Annotated in this window: 15 protein-coding genes; 4 read left to right on the top strand and 11 right to left on the bottom strand. The window is 38.5% G+C overall.

Features of this window, described 5'->3' with window-relative positions:
* Positions 1–152: 152 nt before the first annotated feature.
* The 5 genes from DYI81_RS07125 to DYI81_RS07105 all read right to left on the bottom strand — a co-directional run bounded on the left by DYI81_RS07125 (position 153) and on the right by DYI81_RS07105 (position 6,789).
* A complete protein-coding gene (locus DYI81_RS07125) occupies positions 153–1,340 on the bottom strand; it encodes a PilT/PilU family type 4a pilus ATPase (RefSeq protein ID WP_117007139.1) in 1,188 nt (395 codons plus the stop codon).
* 273 nt (positions 1,341–1,613) lie between these two features.
* Positions 1,614–2,669: a 3-deoxy-7-phosphoheptulonate synthase gene (locus tag DYI81_RS07120; RefSeq protein WP_117007138.1), complete on the bottom strand. Its 1,056-nt coding sequence runs from the start codon at positions 2,667–2,669 to the stop codon at positions 1,614–1,616.
* 611 nt (positions 2,670–3,280) lie between these two features.
* Positions 3,281–4,435, bottom strand: a complete 1,155-nt coding sequence (locus DYI81_RS07115) for an acyl-CoA desaturase (protein WP_117007137.1) — start codon at positions 4,433–4,435, stop codon at positions 3,281–3,283.
* A 22-nt stretch (positions 4,436–4,457) separates the two neighbouring features.
* Positions 4,458–5,474 (bottom strand): FAD-binding oxidoreductase, encoded by a 1,017-nt coding sequence (locus DYI81_RS07110; protein ID WP_117007136.1) that lies wholly within the window; start codon positions 5,472–5,474, stop codon positions 4,458–4,460.
* Positions 5,475–5,673: 199 nt separating this feature from the next.
* Positions 5,674–6,789: an S-(hydroxymethyl)glutathione dehydrogenase/class III alcohol dehydrogenase gene (locus DYI81_RS07105; protein ID WP_117007135.1), complete on the bottom strand. Its 1,116-nt coding sequence runs from the start codon at positions 6,787–6,789 to the stop codon at positions 5,674–5,676.
* 165 nt (positions 6,790–6,954) lie between these two features.
* On the opposite strand from DYI81_RS07105, the gene DYI81_RS07100 reads away from it, so the two are divergent.
* Positions 6,955–8,466 carry a phospholipase D family protein gene (locus tag DYI81_RS07100; RefSeq protein WP_117007165.1) on the top strand — a complete coding sequence of 504 codons (1,512 nt, stop codon included), beginning with the start codon at positions 6,955–6,957 and terminating at the stop codon, positions 8,464–8,466.
* Between the two features lie 49 nt (positions 8,467–8,515).
* Here the strand turns inward: DYI81_RS07100 and DYI81_RS07095 are convergent, their stop codons facing one another.
* Positions 8,516–9,202 carry a class I SAM-dependent methyltransferase gene (locus tag DYI81_RS07095; protein ID WP_117007134.1) on the bottom strand — a complete coding sequence of 229 codons (687 nt, stop codon included), beginning with the start codon at positions 9,200–9,202 and terminating at the stop codon, positions 8,516–8,518.
* 172 nt (positions 9,203–9,374) lie between these two features.
* Between DYI81_RS07095 and DYI81_RS07090 the strand changes: the two genes are divergently transcribed.
* On the top strand, positions 9,375–9,812 hold the full coding sequence (locus DYI81_RS07090) for a hypothetical protein (RefSeq protein ID WP_106985206.1): 438 nt from the start codon (positions 9,375–9,377) through the stop codon (positions 9,810–9,812).
* Between the two features lie 80 nt (positions 9,813–9,892).
* Here the strand turns inward: DYI81_RS07090 and DYI81_RS07085 are convergent, their stop codons facing one another.
* A complete protein-coding gene (locus DYI81_RS07085; protein WP_117007133.1) occupies positions 9,893–11,284 on the bottom strand; it encodes a PLP-dependent aminotransferase family protein in 1,392 nt (463 codons plus the stop codon).
* Positions 11,285–11,480: 196 nt separating this feature from the next.
* Here DYI81_RS07085 and DYI81_RS07080 point away from each other — a divergent pair, with 196 nt between their 5' ends.
* Both DYI81_RS07080 and DYI81_RS07075 read left to right on the top strand, forming a co-directional pair.
* On the top strand, positions 11,481–12,356 hold the full coding sequence (locus tag DYI81_RS07080; protein ID WP_117007132.1) for a DMT family transporter: 876 nt from the start codon (positions 11,481–11,483) through the stop codon (positions 12,354–12,356).
* Positions 12,357–12,586: 230 nt separating this feature from the next.
* Positions 12,587–13,006 (top strand): pyridoxamine 5'-phosphate oxidase family protein, encoded by a 420-nt coding sequence (locus tag DYI81_RS07075; RefSeq protein ID WP_117007131.1) that lies wholly within the window; start codon positions 12,587–12,589, stop codon positions 13,004–13,006.
* 83 nt (positions 13,007–13,089) lie between these two features.
* On the opposite strand, the gene DYI81_RS07070 is transcribed toward DYI81_RS07075, so the two are convergent.
* The 4 genes from DYI81_RS07070 to DYI81_RS07055 form a co-directional block, all read right to left on the bottom strand.
* Positions 13,090–13,686 carry a uracil-DNA glycosylase family protein gene (locus DYI81_RS07070; protein ID WP_117007130.1) on the bottom strand — a complete coding sequence of 199 codons (597 nt, stop codon included), beginning with the start codon at positions 13,684–13,686 and terminating at the stop codon, positions 13,090–13,092.
* Positions 13,687–13,719: 33 nt separating this feature from the next.
* Positions 13,720–14,430 (bottom strand): SGNH/GDSL hydrolase family protein, encoded by a 711-nt coding sequence (locus DYI81_RS07065; protein ID WP_117007129.1) that lies wholly within the window; start codon positions 14,428–14,430, stop codon positions 13,720–13,722.
* 172 nt (positions 14,431–14,602) lie between these two features.
* Entirely contained in the window at positions 14,603–15,280 is a 678-nt protein-coding gene (locus DYI81_RS07060; RefSeq protein ID WP_117007128.1) for an alpha-ketoglutarate-dependent dioxygenase AlkB, read from the bottom strand.
* Positions 15,264–16,118, bottom strand: coding sequence for a methylated-DNA--[protein]-cysteine S-methyltransferase (locus tag DYI81_RS07055; RefSeq protein ID WP_117007127.1), 855 nt, complete (start codon positions 16,116–16,118; stop codon positions 15,264–15,266). The genes DYI81_RS07060 and DYI81_RS07055 overlap by 17 nt, the downstream gene beginning before the upstream one ends.
* Positions 16,119–16,125 lie beyond the last annotated feature (7 nt).

The following is a 16,125-nucleotide window of genomic DNA, read 5'->3' as shown; positions in this document are numbered from 1 at the left end:
TAACCTATCTCGTTTTGTTATGTTTAAAACCAATAGAATTCAGGTTTTTCTCAATATGAATTGTACAAATAACCCGAGTTTAAAATAATAAAGGCATGATTTTTATCATGCCTTTATTCAATAGCTAGATGTTTAGATGCGAGCAAATTTGCTTAGGATGCCTTCTCACCTTCAGCGGGCTCTTCTTCCTTGCTTTCACTCATCATACTAAAACTAGAGGTTGACTCGAGTGCAGGGTTTGCACGGCTACTTTTCAGTTTAATTTGTAAACGTAACTCATTGGTTGAATCGGCATTACGCAGCGCTTCATCATACGAAATTGCGCCTTCGTTATATAAATCAAATAATGCCTGATCAAAAGTCTGCATACCAAGCTCACGTGATCTTGCCATAATTCCTTTTAATTCATGGAATTCACCTTTTAAAATCAAGTCTGAAATTAATGGTGTATTCAACATAATTTCCACAGCAGCACGGCGCCCTTTACCATCTTCTGTACGAATTAAACGTTGCGAAATAATCGCCTTCATATTAGACGATAAGTCCATAAGCAACTGATTTCTATGCTCTTCTGGGAAGAAGTTAATAATTCGGTCCAAGGTTTGGTTGGCATTATTGGCATGCAAAGTCCCCAAACATAAGTGCCCTGTTTCAGCAAAGGCAATCGCATGTTCCATGGTTTCCGTATCACGGATCTCACCAATTAAAATAACATCGGGTGCTTGGCGCAAGGTATTTTTTAAAGCGTTGTGCCAAGAATGACAATCCACACCAACTTCACGGTGGGTAATCATCGATTTTTTATGCTTATGTACATATTCGACTGGGTCTTCAACCGTAATAATATGACCAGCCGAATTTTCATTGCGATGGTCAATCATGGCAGCCAAGGAAGTTGACTTACCAGAGCCTGTACCACCAACAACCAATACCAAACCACGTTTTTCCATAATCACATGCTTAAGTGATTCGGGCAATTTTAACTGAGTAAATGTTGGAATTTCATTGGTAATGGTACGAATGACCATACCTACATTTAATTGTTGCTGAAATACATTCACACGAAAACGTGAAATTTCTGGCACACTAATCGCAAAGTTACATTCTAGTTCCGCATCAAACTCTTTACGTTGCTTTTCATTCATTAAGCTATATGCAAATAATTTGGTTTTATCTGGTGTTAAAGCTTGCTGACCAAAAGGCTTCATTAAACCTTGGTGCTTAATACTCGGTGGAAAATCAGCCGTAATGAATAAGTCAGAACCGCCGTACTCAACAACTTTGGTTAACATGTGGAACATTAAGCGACGTGCTTCTTCAAGCAACTCAGCTGAGTACATAGTGGTTTTCCCCAAACACAAAAAGCAGTAGACTTAATCGAGTAAAAGCCTACTCATGATTATTTTTTAAAATTCAATTGTGCATGTTTTTTATTATGCGCTCAATTATAAACATCTAATTTTAAAACATTTTCTAATAAAAAATGTCTATATCATCATATTTATAGGTAAAATATTGACTTATGACCTTTTGTCGCTGGACTAAAATGCAAATGTAAACACAAAAGTGGCCAAGTCAAATACTCAGCCACTTCCAAAAGTTGATCATAATCTTCACGCGCTACGCTTTAAACTTTGAGTACGTAATTGTTCGGCAACTTCAAGTAAAAGATCCTCGGTTTTGCTCCATCCTAAGCAACCATCAGTTACAGATTGTCCATAACACATCTGGTCAGAAATTTTTTGTGCGCCATCCACCAAAAAGCTTTCTAACATAACACCACGGACATTACTTAACTGACGTTCTAATACAATTGTGCGTAGCACTTCAGGCTGTAACATTGGATCTTTACGGCTATTTCCATGGCTACAATCAATCACTAAAGCAGGCATTTCATGTTTAATTTTGGCTTGGATTTTTTCTATTTCAGCTAAGGCATAGTTTGGGCCAGCATTTGAACCGCGTAAAATTAAATGTGCTTTTGGATTACCTTTAGACATTAAAATACTTGGTAACCCAGATTGACTCATGCCCATGAATTGATGCGGTTGCGATGCAGATTGAATCGCATCTAAAGCAATTTGAATTGAGCCATCTGTACCATTTTTGAAGCCAATGCTATAAGGCATGTGACTCGAGATTTCACGGTGAATTTGTGATTCGCTGGTGCGTGCGCCAATTGCACCCCATGCCAATAAGTCATCGAAATAGGCTGTGGCCATTGGGCTTAAAATTTCTGATGCAATAGGTAAACCGATTTCGATAATTTGCAAATAAAGCTCACGTGACTTTTGTAAACCTGATTGCATATCAGATGAATTGTCTAAATTTGGATCGTATAGGAAACCTTTCCAACCCACTGTGGTACGTGGTTTCTCAATGTATGCACGCATGACAAGGAATATTTGGTCTTGAACTTGTGCCTGAATTTTTTTGAGTTTTTCTGCATATTCAAGTGCAGCAACAGGGTCATGAATTGAGCATGGTCCAGTAATGACCATTAAACGGCGATCTTTGCCTTCGAGTATATTTTGTATAGTTTGACGCTGAGTCGCAATTTGCATTGCCAATGTATTTGAAAGTGGTAATTGCGCTTTCAATTGGTGCGGTAAGCTTAAAATAGTTTCTGCTGTAACAGTTTTTTCTAATGTGATATTTAAGGCATTCATTGGTCATTCCTTTGGACTGTGCGCATGACAGTCCGATCTTTTATTTGAGCGTTATGGGTCTAAGGGATTGCTGGCTGAGTGTCATAAATTGACTAAAGTAAAACCAATATGCGCTGCTAAAATATGAATAGTTAAAAGTCATCATGTCTAATCTTCCAAAAGTGTTATAAAAATCGAGATATAAAAAAACCTGATCAGGGTTGCCGATCAGGTATAAACTTGGTGGGCAACCATTTTCCGTGCCCGAACGCGTTCAGGCAATTATCTAAATTGCCAAAAATAATAGTAAGCGTTTGAGATTAATGGTTGCTTTAACATCTTGATTTCATCAAAAGGTATCTGTCTGAAAATTAAAATACGCTGTATTCAATACTTTGACAATAGCATTTCAATAAATTATTGCTAAATATTTACACTATTTTTTGCTCAAAAGCACATTTTAGCTATATTTATAGTTCATCTACTGTTTTTAATATTTAAATCATTTTCTCGACGGGTCTAAATTATGCTGAACGACAAACAGGCTGATGTTTCTGTAGTATAAAAAGCATCAATCCTTCAAAAACTCAGAATTGATGCTTTCTCATCGAGTTTAAACTCTATTGCTTAATTTAACCGAATAAAGCCTGTAAACGTGTTTTGGCTTTAGTAGCATAATATTTTGCTTCTGCTTTCCAGTCATTAGGTAATGATGCTTTCGCCAAACGTACCCAGACACTGCCAAACTGCTTCATAAAGCTGGCTTCATTGTAGTTAATACCATATTCAGCACACAACGCTTTAATTTTTGGCGCAACTTCGGCATAACGGTTGGCTGGCATGTCTGGGAATAAATGATGCTCAACCTGATGGCTTAAGTTACCACTTAAAATATGCAACCACTGTGTGCCTGTGAAATTACTCGAACCACGGATTTGTCGTAAATACCATTCTGCGCGGGTTTCGTTCTCGGTATTGTCCATTTCAAAAGTTTCAGCATCTTCTGTGAAATGTCCGTTAAAAATTACTGCAGATGCCCATAAACTACGAATCACGTTTGCAACTGTATTACCTGCAAATACTGGGATTGCATTAGGCCCAGCAATTAATGGAAAAAATACATAGTCTTTTAGAATTTGGCGTTTCATTTTTTTACGGACATCGGCCGCTTCTTCCCACACTTGTGCCCAAGTTTTGGTTTTATACGCTATTACATCTTCTAAGTGTAAGCGTTGAATTCCAACATACCATTCAAAAAACACCATCAGTTGAATCGCAAGTGGAATATTAAACAAGAAGCGTGGCTCCCATTTTTGCGAATCACTCACTCGAATCAGTCCATAGCCAACGTCATGATCCATACCGACAATATTGGTATAGGTATGATGGACGTAATTATGGGTATATTTCCAATCTTGACCTGTGGCCATTGTATCCCAATCATAATTGGCACCATTCAAACTAGGATCGTTCAGCCAATCAAATTGACCATGCATCACATTGTGGCCAAGCTCCATGTTTTCAACGATTTTAGAGATACCTAATAACCCTGTAGCCAAGAGCCATACTGGTGGCACCCAACCTGCAAACATGAGCATGCCACGCGATGCAATTTCGCTATAACGTACAAAGTTACGAATTTTATAGATATATTGCGCATCTTTTTCATTGAGGCTGTCCATCACTTCACGACGGATGGCTTCAATTTTTGCGCCCAGCTCTTCTACTTGTTCAGAACTTAAGTAGTGAGACTTGCTTTTTTCATTAAAAAATACGGGTTTATTCATTTTTATTGCTCCCCTAAATGCGTTATAGATTAATTACAACTGGACTGATGGCCTGAGAAATACACAATTTAATTTGTGTATTATTGCCTTGGTCAATTTCACCAGTGAGCACATTGCGTACGGCACCTTGCACTTTGGTACATGAGCAAGTGTTACAGATGCCAATTCGACAGCCATGCGCTGGTTTTAATCCGGCCTTTTCAGCACTTTCAAGCAAGCTAGCATCTGCCATAAAGGTCTGCTGTGCGCGTGCAAAAGTCACTTGTTGCGCCTCTAATGTAGGATCAATCGTTAACTGAAAATATTCAGTTTTCAGCTGATTTTGTCGCTTAGCAGATTCATACAATGCATATAAGTCTTGCATCATGCCCGCTGTACCACAGGCATAGCACATGCGACTTTCAAAATCTGGGACCAAATGCTTCAGTAATTTTTCACTGAAGTGCAACTTGGTTTTGCTGGTATCGATAAGATGATATGTAAAGTTTTGGAACTGTTGATGCAAAATTTCAATTTCATGATGATAAGCACTGTCACGGCTAAAATAGATCATTTCAATTGATTGATTTTGCTTTAACGCATGCTTCAGGAGTGAATAAATTGCAGTAATTCCACTGCCTGATGCGATCAGTAAAACTGGCTCTGTAGATGGTGTGTTTAACGTAAATTCGCCTTGTACTTGCGAAATTTCAATCACCGAATGGATCGGCATTGCTGCCAACGCATTTGAAACTACGCCCTGTTGTTTTACTGCAATATGAATGCCATATTCATCAATATTGATAATGCTATAGCCACGTTGCTGGCGCACACCTTTCACCACAACGGTGACTAAAAGCGATTGACCAGCCTGAAACTTACTTGCATCAAAATTATGATTTGGACGCAATATAAACTCATGAAAATCTTGGCTTAAAGCACGCTTTGAAACCAGCTCGGCTTTGACCTTTTTCCATGCCCATGTTGGATGAAATTTTTCTGCAACAAAGTCAACAAAATCTTCGCGAACCCATTCAGGTGTATAGACTGCTGTGTTCATATTGCCCCCTGTAAAATTATTAATATACATTTGTTCTTTTATTTCTGGATACAATATAGTCGTTCGAAAAAATGGACTATGTCATTTCAGGTCAAAACAGGTGTTTTTCACACTTTTTATCATTTTTGTCTAACAATCAATGTAAAAAACCAAGCCGAAGCTTGGTTTTTAAATTTGACTAAATTACTAAGATTTAAGCTTATTCTGCAAAATTAACCACTGAACGAATAGATTTCCCCTCATGCATTAAGTCAAAGGCTTCATTGATTTTATCTAGGCCCATCGTATGGGTTACAAACGGCTCAAGTTGAATATCACCATTCATTGCTTCTTCGACCATACCTGGTAATTGTGAACGACCTTTTACGCCACCAAAAGCAGTCCCTTTCCATGAACGGCCAGTGACCAATTGGAATGGACGCGTAGAAATTTCTTGGCCAGCACCCGCCACACCAATAATAATTGATTGGCCCCAACCTCGGTGTGCACATTCCAATGCTGAACGCATCACATTGGTATTACCAATACATTCAAAGGAGTGATCTACGCCCCAACCTGTCATTTCTACAATTACTTCTTGTACAGGACGATCGTGCTCTTTTGGATTAACAAAATCGGTCGCACCAAAATCTTCAGCCAATTTGAATTTTTCTGGGTTAGTATCTACCGCAATAATACGGCCAGCTTTGGCTTTTTTTGCACCTTGTACAACAGCCAAACCAATACCACCTAAACCAAATACTGCAACTGTGTCGCCTTCTTGCACTTTAGCGGTATTTTTTACAGCACCTAGACCTGTTGTTACGCCACAGCCCAATAAGCAGACATGTTCATGGTTCGCTTCTGGGTTAATTTTTGCTAAGGATACTTCCGCAACAACGGTATATTCAGAGAAAGTCGAACATCCCATATAGTGGTAAATAGGTTGACCTTGGTAAGAAAAACGAGTCGTACCATCTGGCATTAAACCCTTACCTTGAGTTGCACGTACAGAAACGCATAAGTTGGTTTTACCAGACTTACAGAACAAACACTCACCGCACTCTGCTGTATAAAGTGGAATAACATGATCACCAGGTTTAACACTGGTAACACCCTCGCCAACTTCGACTACAACACCTGCACCTTCATGACCTAACACAGCAGGAAAAACGCCTTCAGGGTCATCACCAGATAAAGTAAATGCATCTGTATGACAAACCCCTGTATGACTGATTTTAACCAATACTTCACCCGCCTGAGGTGGTGCGACATCAATTTCTACAATTTGTAAGGGTTGACCTGGCCCAAATGCAACAGCAGCACGTGATTTCATAAGGATAACTTCCTGTAGAGGCTAAATTAACAGATGAGCTACAGTAACCGCTTTTTATTCACAGAAGCAACCTTTAACATGGTGATATTCTGATCATAAAATTTATAGCGAAATAAATCATTTATGTATAAAGACATCACGCTAAAAACAGTTGCACTGCCCATCATGCTATTACCATTAGTGGGATGTAGTTTAGCTATGAATCAAGCACCAAAAGATAAGCCAATTTCTGTTTCATCGGCACATTGGTTCAATGATGAAAATAGCGCAGCAGAACTAGCCCAAGGTCAAACTGCATTTTTAGCTTTAGATGATGCTTTTATGAGTATTGCCTCTCGTATACATCTTATTCGGAATGCTAAGCACAATATCGACTTGCAATACTATATTTGGAAAGATGATTTTATTGGCCACATGATGTTGCAAGAATTATTAAAAGCTGCAGATCGTGGGGTAAAAGTTCGTTTATTAATTGATGATCAAAATGGAACTCAATTAGATGACACGCTAAAGGCACTGGCATCACATCCTAATTTTTCTATTAAGATTTTTAATCCTTATAAATACCGAAATTTTCGTGTCATTGATTACGCATTTCGCTTAAAGCAGATTAACCACCGCATGCACAATAAATTGATTATTGCGGATGGTGCAATTGCTGTAACGGGTGGCCGAAATATTAGCCGAGAATACTTTGATGCAAGTGAAAGCTTTCAATTTACCGATTTAGATATTTTGTTTTATGGCACAGCCGTGCAAGAAGCCAACGCGGTTTTTCTACAATTTTGGAATGATGATCTGAGCTATAGCGTAACTCAACTTTTAGGATCCAGCTCTACGGCTGAATTAGCTCAGTTACGGCAACATTATGAACTGGATGCTGTGCGTAAAAATAATGTAGAGAATCGCATTGAATATGCACAAAAAGTTCTGTCAGCAGAGTTAAAACAAAAACAAATTCGCTGGGCAAATGCGCACTTTATCGCAGACCATCCTAATAAAATTCGTGGAACAGCGCATGATCAACAGCTCATTTATAAACAAATGCAGCACTTAATGGGCAACCCAAAACACAACATGGAATTGGTTTCGGCCTATTTTGTGCCTACTGAAAAAGGTACAGCTTACTTAGGTGCTTTAGCACAAAATAAGGTAAAAGTTCGTGTACTCACCAATTCCTTAGCTGCCAATGATGTCGCGGTCGTACACTCTTTTTACCAAAAATACCGTAAGGATTTACTCAAAAATGGCGTAAAACTTTATGAGTTTAAACCGTATATTGAACGTAATAAGCGTACATGGTATGAAATTGTCACGGGGAATATTATTCCCGCTAAAGGTAAAAATGCATCGAGTCTACATGCAAAATTCTTTGATATAGATGGAATGGTCTTTATTGGCTCATTTAATTTCGACCCACGATCAGCAAACTTGAATACTGAAGTTGGCTTAGTCGTTGAGTCTGAGCAATTACAAAATGAAATTTCTGCATTATTAGATCAATATCTTCCACATATTGCCTATGAAGTTAAATTAGATCAAAACAATGATTTAATTTGGTTAGATCGACAGGCAAATGGGACAATCAAAGAATTAAAACAAGAACCCGAAACAACTAAATTCCAAAGATTGAGTATGAAGTTCGTGTCTTATTTGCCACTTGAATGGATGATGTAATTGCAAATGAATGACATAATTAACTTTTCAGTGGCAAAATCATGAAGAGTTACCGCTGAACTCTAAATAAAGCCAAGCCTTTTAAATTTTTGATAAAAGCAATATTTTGAAATCCAGCTTGTTTTAAAGCCTCTTCATGCTCATCAATTGACATATAAAGATCATTATCTTGCATCGCGTCAGGCGCAAAAATATGAGCACAGACAAAATAAATGCTCTGTTTATGCATTAAACTTCGGATCGTATGATGAAATTTATGTACATGGCATTTATGACGTAGTTCATGTAATGCTTGATGGATAATGATAATATCAAACCGATTTTGAAGCTCTTCAGCAGTTTGTATATTTACATTCACATCTTTGTGTTGCGATTGGCTCAAATTGTTCAGCAATATATTTTCCCAGCGCTGTTTTTTAAAATCGCCCGTTATAAATTGGATTCTGTTCAGTTCTGATGCTGATAGTCTATTTTTAGCCAAGGTATGCATGGCGTCTGAGAAATCAAAAGCGGTGTATTGGATATTCGGGCCATGTTTTAACACATGGGACGCCAAATAACCCGGACCTGAACCCAGCTCCAAAATGCGGGCATTTGGCGCATGCTGTGATATTTCAGCAACATAATCGTCAAATATTTCATACCGCCACGGCCGCTTTACGTTGACTTCATTGGCCCACTGCACTGCATCCGCTTCATTTCTAAGGTCGATCGGACTTAAAACATCTTCTACCATTTTTATAATCCCCATCATAATCTGTAATGCGTATTTGAATGCAGACTGATATGTATATGTTTATTCTTTATATAAAATAAAGATCAGTTCATGCAATCGTTTTACAGCTATATTTCATTGCTTTAAAATTGTATTTTTTCTGTGCCCCGCTATTATTGTGATTCTCCCTCCTATGCAATTTTTTGATTTAAGCCGACAATTTAATTTAAGTGATATTTTAACGCCAAATAAGACTTTAAACGACTTAGAAGCGCAAGAATGGATGCTCTCTAAAGTCCGTGTTGAACATGACTGCCTCTCTGAAAATGAACTGATTGAAGGACAAGCTGTTTTAAAGTCGAGCCAAAATATTCAAATTGAATTGGAATGGCTGATTCAAGATACAGGTTATGAGTTGCAAGTATTATTCAAAGGCATTGAAACTCCAGCTTCAAGTGAAACATTGGTGCTAGTTAAAGGTGCACAGTTAATTGATGCAAATGAACAGCAACTGTCTGCGCAAGCGCTAAGTCTGTGGATTGATGGTACCTTGTTGCCCATGATGCCAAATATCCGTAAAGAAATTAAAGCCCGTTTAAATCTGTGGGATTATGTTGAATATGATGGCTGATGCATTTTTTGCACGATCATTTCATTATGTTTTGTCGAATCCCAAATGTATATCTTTAAGATTTTTTAAATCACATTCCCCTAACCTGCATGTAATATTTTTTGTGCATTCAGGCATGTGACCAAAACATCGTAGACTTTTTTATCTATACACTGTGCGACATTAAAACGCATAAACTGATGTGCATTTTTCGCTTGGCTAAATGAATTGCCCGGAGCAAGAATAATACCGTTGGCCAGACAGCTTTTAGACAGTTCAGCTGCATCTATATGCGCAGGCAACTGACACCAAAGGAACATTCCTGCTTTGGGCATTGCGATAGGATGTATATCCAATGTTGCTAATTGCTTGACCGTTGCCATCATGTGTTTTTGTAGCTGCTTTTTAATCCATTCAATATGTCGGATATAACTGCTGTCCGTCAGTGTCTGATAAATAATTTCAGCATTCAAATGACTGGTATTGAAATGCGTCGCAATGTTGAGGTCGATGAGCTGATCAATCATGGCCTCTTGCGCAATAATATAACCGCAGCGCACGGCTGCAGAGAGGGTTTTGGTAAAACTGCCAATCTGTATCACCTGTTTTAAACCCAACAAGGTCAAATAGCGCGGTGCATGAAAATATTCCAATTCAGCAAAAATATCATCTTCAACAATCATTAAGCCATTTTGTTCTGCCAATTTTGCAATCTCGAAGGCAGTTTGCATTGAAAGCGTTGCACCTGTTGGGTTATGAATACCCGAATTGGTTAAATACAGTTTAGGCTGAAATTGCAATGCGTGTTTGAATGCTTCAATCTCTGGGCCATACTTGCCAAATGGCACAGCAATACAATTGAGCCTGTGCGCTTTTGCTAAAGCTCTAAAATTAAAATAACACGGGTCATCAATAATGATGTAATCACCCGCTTGTAATAAGTTTCTGAAAATTAAATCAATAGAATGCGTTGCAGAATCACTAATCAAAATTTGCTGCAGATTTAAATGCACATCATAAGCCTCACGCTTACGCGCAATATAGCGCCGTAAATCGGCATGGCCGTGTGGCGTAGAATAATCTAATAAAAAATGGCTTTCAGATTTCGCAACCAGTTTAAGTGCTTTGCGAAGTGTTTGCTCAGGTAGCCATTCTTTAGGAAGCCAACCACAGCCGGGTTTAAGCATATTGTCATGTGCATCTAAAGACTGCCGTGAAATCCAGAGCGGGTCTACTTCTCGGCTATACTCAATTGTAAGTTCTGCCAATAACGAGTTTGTGTTCGAGTTTTTGCGCACATAGTAGCCTGCACCTACGCGTGATTCCAACACTCCTGTACTCACAAGCCTCGCATAAGCCTCCACAATAGTTGAAACCGAGCAACCTAGCTGTTTCGCATATTGACGGACTGAAGGCACACGGCTACCTTCAAGCAATTTTTTCTGCTCAATTAGCAGCTTGATCTGCTCCATTGCCCATTCAATTTTTGTCATGTTTTATGCCCAGTATTCAATTTTTTCAATATTCACCTATGCGCTAAAATTATAAAAATATGCGCTTCAATGCAAATTGTATGGGTATTTTTAGCATTACAGTTATTTAAAATTGTACTGGACTGTATGTGTTTTATCGTCATGCCATGATTTACATTTTACTCACTTACTTAACTAAAAGATGAATAGAGCGAAAATGAACTTCAGGATTCAAAACATTCAAACAGGCTGGCTGCATGGCTTCATTGGTGTCGCTATTTTTGCAGGCTCTATGCCGGCAACACGTGTTGCCGTACAAGGTTTCAGCCCTGAATTTCTGACCGGTGCACGTGCTTGCATCGCTGCACTTCTGGCATTTATTTTACTGTATATGCTTAAACAGCCCAAACCATCTGCCCAGCAAATTAAATCTTTGTGCATTGTATCGATTGGTGTCGTCATTGGTTTTCCGCTATTTACTGCGCTTGCTTTACAAACTCAAACAGCAGCCAATTCAATCATTTTTGTGGCTTTACTGCCCTTAGCAACTGCATTTTTTGCTGTACTTCGCGCAAAAGAAATACCGCAGTTGACCTTTTGGCTCTATGCAGGCGCTGGTAGCGCTTTGGTGATTTTCTTTATGCTACAACAGTCTGGCATGCATGGTCTGACACTCAGCGATCTTTATATGATTATTGCCGTACTGCTTTGCGGTTTAGGTTACGCAGAAGGTGGGGTACTGTCTCGGACTTTAGGCGGATGGCAAGTGATTTGCTGGGCGCTCATTATGGCCTTACCGCTCATGTTCCCAATGTTTTTGGTGTATTTGCCTCATAATTTTCAACAGATACCAATAGCTGCTTATATAGGCTTGGCCTATGTTTCTATTTTTAGCATGCTGATTGGATTTTTCTTTTGGTACAAGGGTTTAGCGCTAGGCGGTATTGCCAAAATTGGCCAAATTCAGCTGATTCAACCTTTTATCGGCCTGATGCTTTGCGCCGTACTATTAAATGAGCAAATTAGCCTGCTCATGATTACGGTATCTCTAGCTGTGGTCAGCTGTGTGGTAATGGCCAAAAAGTACGCATAAAAAATCACACGCTATATGCTGTTTACTCAAAATATAATGGGATGACTGACCAATACATTGCTATTGTTCAGTCAAAATTTTGCTTAAAAAAATTGATACAGTAAAGCGCATGGGCAAACAGCGTTTGCGGCTCCGAACGAAAAAAAATCTAAATAATAAAAAGGAAATAGTATGAATCCACAAACTTGGCAAAAATAAGAACGGTTTTTTCAAATGTACAACATGCAGCCATGCACTGTTCAATCGCGAGTGTTGATGCAGCTATGCAGCCGAATATCACCCCTATCGGTACGCTGTTTTTGCACGAAACAGAATTTTCAGGCATTTTCTTCGATAGCTATGCTGAAAGCTTAGGCCAAAACTTAGCAGTGAATCCCAAAGCTTGCATCCAAGCAATTAATAGCAGCAAATTGTTTTGGTTAAGTTCTTTGCTGAAAGGGCAATTTTTAGATTATCCAGGTGTACGTTTATCCGTGACTATTGGCGAAAAAAGATCTGCAACGACTGAAGAATTACACTTGGTACAGCAGCGTATCCGCATGCTGAAGTGGACAAAAGGCAGTAAATTAATTTGGAATGACTTTAACCATGTACGTGATTTTCAAGTCCATGCCCATAAATGGGTTGAATATCCCCAAATGATGCCCTGAACATCATTCCATTTAGATCTGTACGCACCCAAAACTTACTAATAGTTTGTTTATTTCCAATAGTTACTTTAGTTGATAAAAGATTATATAAAACCAATCTCTTTAAAAAGCTGGTTATATGCTTCTGCCTTCTTTTCTAGCGCTAGTGGATATGCCCTGGAGGTAGATGGCATTCTATATAATCTAATAGGCCGATCTGCAAAAAAAGTATCAATCGCTTGGCCAATTTGCGGTTTTTCAGTCCCTGCAGGCATAGAGAGCATTAATGTATCTGTTGCTTTATCCCCCGTAGTCATAATGCTTTGGCAATGAGGCATCTGTTCCAACATATTTTTAATATCAGATGTTTGATGGATTTGCAGAAATTTATCAGATGCATTGCCTTTTAATCGGATCACTTGATATGCCGTATCAAAAATACCAATCCCTGTTTCAGTTAAAAAATCTCGGATTTTTTGTTCTTGAAACGTTTTATTTTCAACATTCAAAAAATAGTTTTTGTCCTGAAAAAAACATAAGCCAAATATTTTCCACATATCGTTTTGGAAGTTTGGGTAATAAAAGTCCATTTTCCAGCGATTTTCAGGTGGCGGAAAACTACCAAGCATCAACAATTTTGCATTTTTTGGCAAAAAAGGTTCAAGCGGATGCGTTTCTATATAAGGTTCAGAATCAGACATAGGTGAGATAAATACATAAATAAGAAGTTTATATTAAATCGCTTGACGAATTTTTTCTGCAACTTGGGAACCCCAAATCTGGTAGACCTCTTTGCTGGGGTGAAAGCCATCTTCAGCCATATTCAAATTGAGCATTTTATATTGCGCCAAATCATATTCAATTAACTGCATATTCGAGTGCAGTTTAACGAAAGCTCTTAACTTTTGATTCATTTGAGCTGCATATTGACCAAACAACCAGCCTAATGGATTCGGGAGTGCCGGAAATTCATTCATCGGTGGTACGCCTGTTGCGACCACTAATTTGGGGCTAAATTTTGATTCAATTAATGTATAAAGTTGTTTTTGTTTGGCAATCCAATTTTTTGCACCCATGAATTGAGTAACATCATTTACGCCAACAGATGTAATTACGACATCGTAAGGAGTACTTGGCAAAGTATTTATATTTTGCATAATTTTAGTGCTGTTATCGCCAGATTTAGCCTGTAAACACCAATGCACAGTAAAATGTTTATCCAATTTTTGTAAAATGGCACCCAATAAGGCATCCTGCTGTGTTTCTACGCCTACACCTGCAGCCGCAGAATCACCAACAATTAATAGTGACAATATAGGGCCTGAACCTTGCTGCCCTTGGCGATCGCCTGTTGCTTCGGGTAAGCGGGGTGTATTTTTTTTAACACTTAGCCCTTGTACTACAATTGCTGGGAGCAAAGCTAAAGTCGCTACGCGTAGAAACATAATAAAGGCCTATATCAAAGTGATGGGTAAGTTTTGTGATCTATTATGACATAAGTGCCTATTTATACAGCCAAAGCAAATAAAACTCAGCATTCAGTTTCTAGTAATTTCGGGCGTTTTTCTGTCATTTACTCTCTTAATCATACTTCTTTGAGATACCAATAAAATAAACTTAGTTAAATTGTGATGGCACATTTTTCACAATATTTCGAAAAGTTAAATTAATCCTTGCACCTAAATTACGTTTAGTCGTGGGTAAATGATGGAGCCAATGACTTTGTGTACAACCTTTCATTAAAAGCAAACCGCCATGCATTAATTGAATTTCAATTTTTTCATGGCTGACTTTGTGTTTAAACAAAAAGCGACGAGATGCACAAAGGCTGAGTGATGTTATAGTTCCCTGCGGTTTTAAATCTTTTTCACCATCACTATGCCACGCCATACCTTGACTACCATCATGATATAAATTTAATAAACATGAATTAAACTGTTCAGCACACTGCGCTTCTACAATTGCCTTGAGCTCTAAAAGAACAGGCGTCCACAACATGGCTTTTTTCTCAATACCTGAATAGGTATAAGAATATTGCTGATTACCATACCAAGCGACTTTACGTTTAGTCTGTATGCATCGGCCAAAAATCATGGCTTGGTCATGTTGCCAACAAATGTCTTCGAATAATTGATTAAAATATTCATCTGCACATTTAGGCGTCAAAATTTTACCGAGATACTCAACACAACCATCATAAGGTAATAAATTATTGGGCTGTATAGGTGCTAAATTTGAGTCAAAATCAAATTCTGCTTGACTGGTAGGATGTAAGTTTTCATTCAGATTTTTCATGGGTTTTAACCCCTTCCCAACCAATGATTGCAGTTTTACGTGGTGCGCCCCATCGGTATTCCCCAATCACTCCTGTCGCACGAATAACCCGATGACATGGAATTAAAAACGCAATTGGATTGCGCCCAATTGCTGTACCTACTGCGCGACTGGCTGTTGGTTGTTGAATCTGTTGCGCAATATCGCCATAGGTGCTTAAGTGCCCCATCGGAATTTTAAGCAAACTCGCCCAAACTTTAAGCTGAAATGGCGTACCTTTTAAATGCAGTTTAATTTGCGCCAAACTCTGATCTTTTGCAAATATGGCCAAAGCATCACGTTGAAACTGATCAGACTGCGCAAGAAAGGTGGCCTTCGGAAAAGATTGTTGAAGATTTGAGACTGCTAAATTTTGATCCGACTCAAATGCCATCCAGCACACACCTTTGTGTGTCGATGCGATGAGCACTTCACCAAATGGCGTGGCTGAAAATTGATAGTGAATGACTAAATTTTGGGCCTGATTTTTGTACTCAGCAGGCGTCATCCCTTCAATTTGAATAAATAAGTCATGTAAACGACTCGGGCTAGATAATCCCGTGTCATACACAGTTTCTGTAAGAGAGTAATTTTTTAAGACGCTTTTGGCGTGTTCTACACTAATATATTGCAAAAATTTTTTCGGGCTGACTCCCACCCAATGTTTAAATTGTTTTTGAAAATGAATAGGGCTCACATGCACCGCAGAAGCAATCTGTTCTAAACTGGGTTGCTCTTGAAAATGTTGATGAATATAGCGAATTGCATCTGCAATGCGATCATATTGATCTATTTGTGCAGTTTCATATTCATGATTCATAAAGTTG

Origin of the sequence: Acinetobacter sp. SWAC5 (assembly GCF_003419885.1) — a bacterium.
Lineage (GTDB): Bacteria > Pseudomonadota > Gammaproteobacteria > Pseudomonadales > Moraxellaceae > Acinetobacter > Acinetobacter cumulans.
Note: the sequence above shows the minus strand (reverse complement) of the source record. Positions and strands in the feature narration are given on the sequence as shown.

Coding starts and splice junctions, on each gene's coding strand:
- DYI81_RS07125 (WP_117007139.1), bottom strand. CDS start 1,340: ATGTACTCAGCTGAGTTGCTTGAAGAAGCACGTCGCTTAATGTTCCAC.
- DYI81_RS07120 (WP_117007138.1), bottom strand. CDS start 2,669: ATGAATGCCTTAAATATCACATTAGAAAAAACTGTTACAGCAGAAACT.
- DYI81_RS07115 (WP_117007137.1), bottom strand. CDS start 4,435: ATGAATAAACCCGTATTTTTTAATGAAAAAAGCAAGTCTCACTACTTA.
- DYI81_RS07110 (WP_117007136.1), bottom strand. CDS start 5,474: ATGAACACAGCAGTCTATACACCTGAATGGGTTCGCGAAGATTTTGTT.
- DYI81_RS07105 (WP_117007135.1), bottom strand. CDS start 6,789: ATGAAATCACGTGCTGCTGTTGCATTTGGGCCAGGTCAACCCTTACAA.
- DYI81_RS07100 (WP_117007165.1), top strand. CDS start 6,955: ATGCTATTACCATTAGTGGGATGTAGTTTAGCTATGAATCAAGCACCA.
- DYI81_RS07095 (WP_117007134.1), bottom strand. CDS start 9,202: ATGGTAGAAGATGTTTTAAGTCCGATCGACCTTAGAAATGAAGCGGAT.
- DYI81_RS07090 (WP_106985206.1), top strand. CDS start 9,375: ATGCAATTTTTTGATTTAAGCCGACAATTTAATTTAAGTGATATTTTA.
- DYI81_RS07085 (WP_117007133.1), bottom strand. CDS start 11,284: ATGACAAAAATTGAATGGGCAATGGAGCAGATCAAGCTGCTAATTGAG.
- DYI81_RS07080 (WP_117007132.1), top strand. CDS start 11,481: ATGAACTTCAGGATTCAAAACATTCAAACAGGCTGGCTGCATGGCTTC.
- DYI81_RS07075 (WP_117007131.1), top strand. CDS start 12,587: ATGCACTGTTCAATCGCGAGTGTTGATGCAGCTATGCAGCCGAATATC.
- DYI81_RS07070 (WP_117007130.1), bottom strand. CDS start 13,686: ATGTCTGATTCTGAACCTTATATAGAAACGCATCCGCTTGAACCTTTT.
- DYI81_RS07065 (WP_117007129.1), bottom strand. CDS start 14,430: ATGTTTCTACGCGTAGCGACTTTAGCTTTGCTCCCAGCAATTGTAGTA.
- DYI81_RS07060 (WP_117007128.1), bottom strand. CDS start 15,280: ATGAAAAATCTGAATGAAAACTTACATCCTACCAGTCAAGCAGAATTT.
- DYI81_RS07055 (WP_117007127.1), bottom strand. CDS start 16,118: ATGAATCATGAATATGAAACTGCACAAATAGATCAATATGATCGCATT.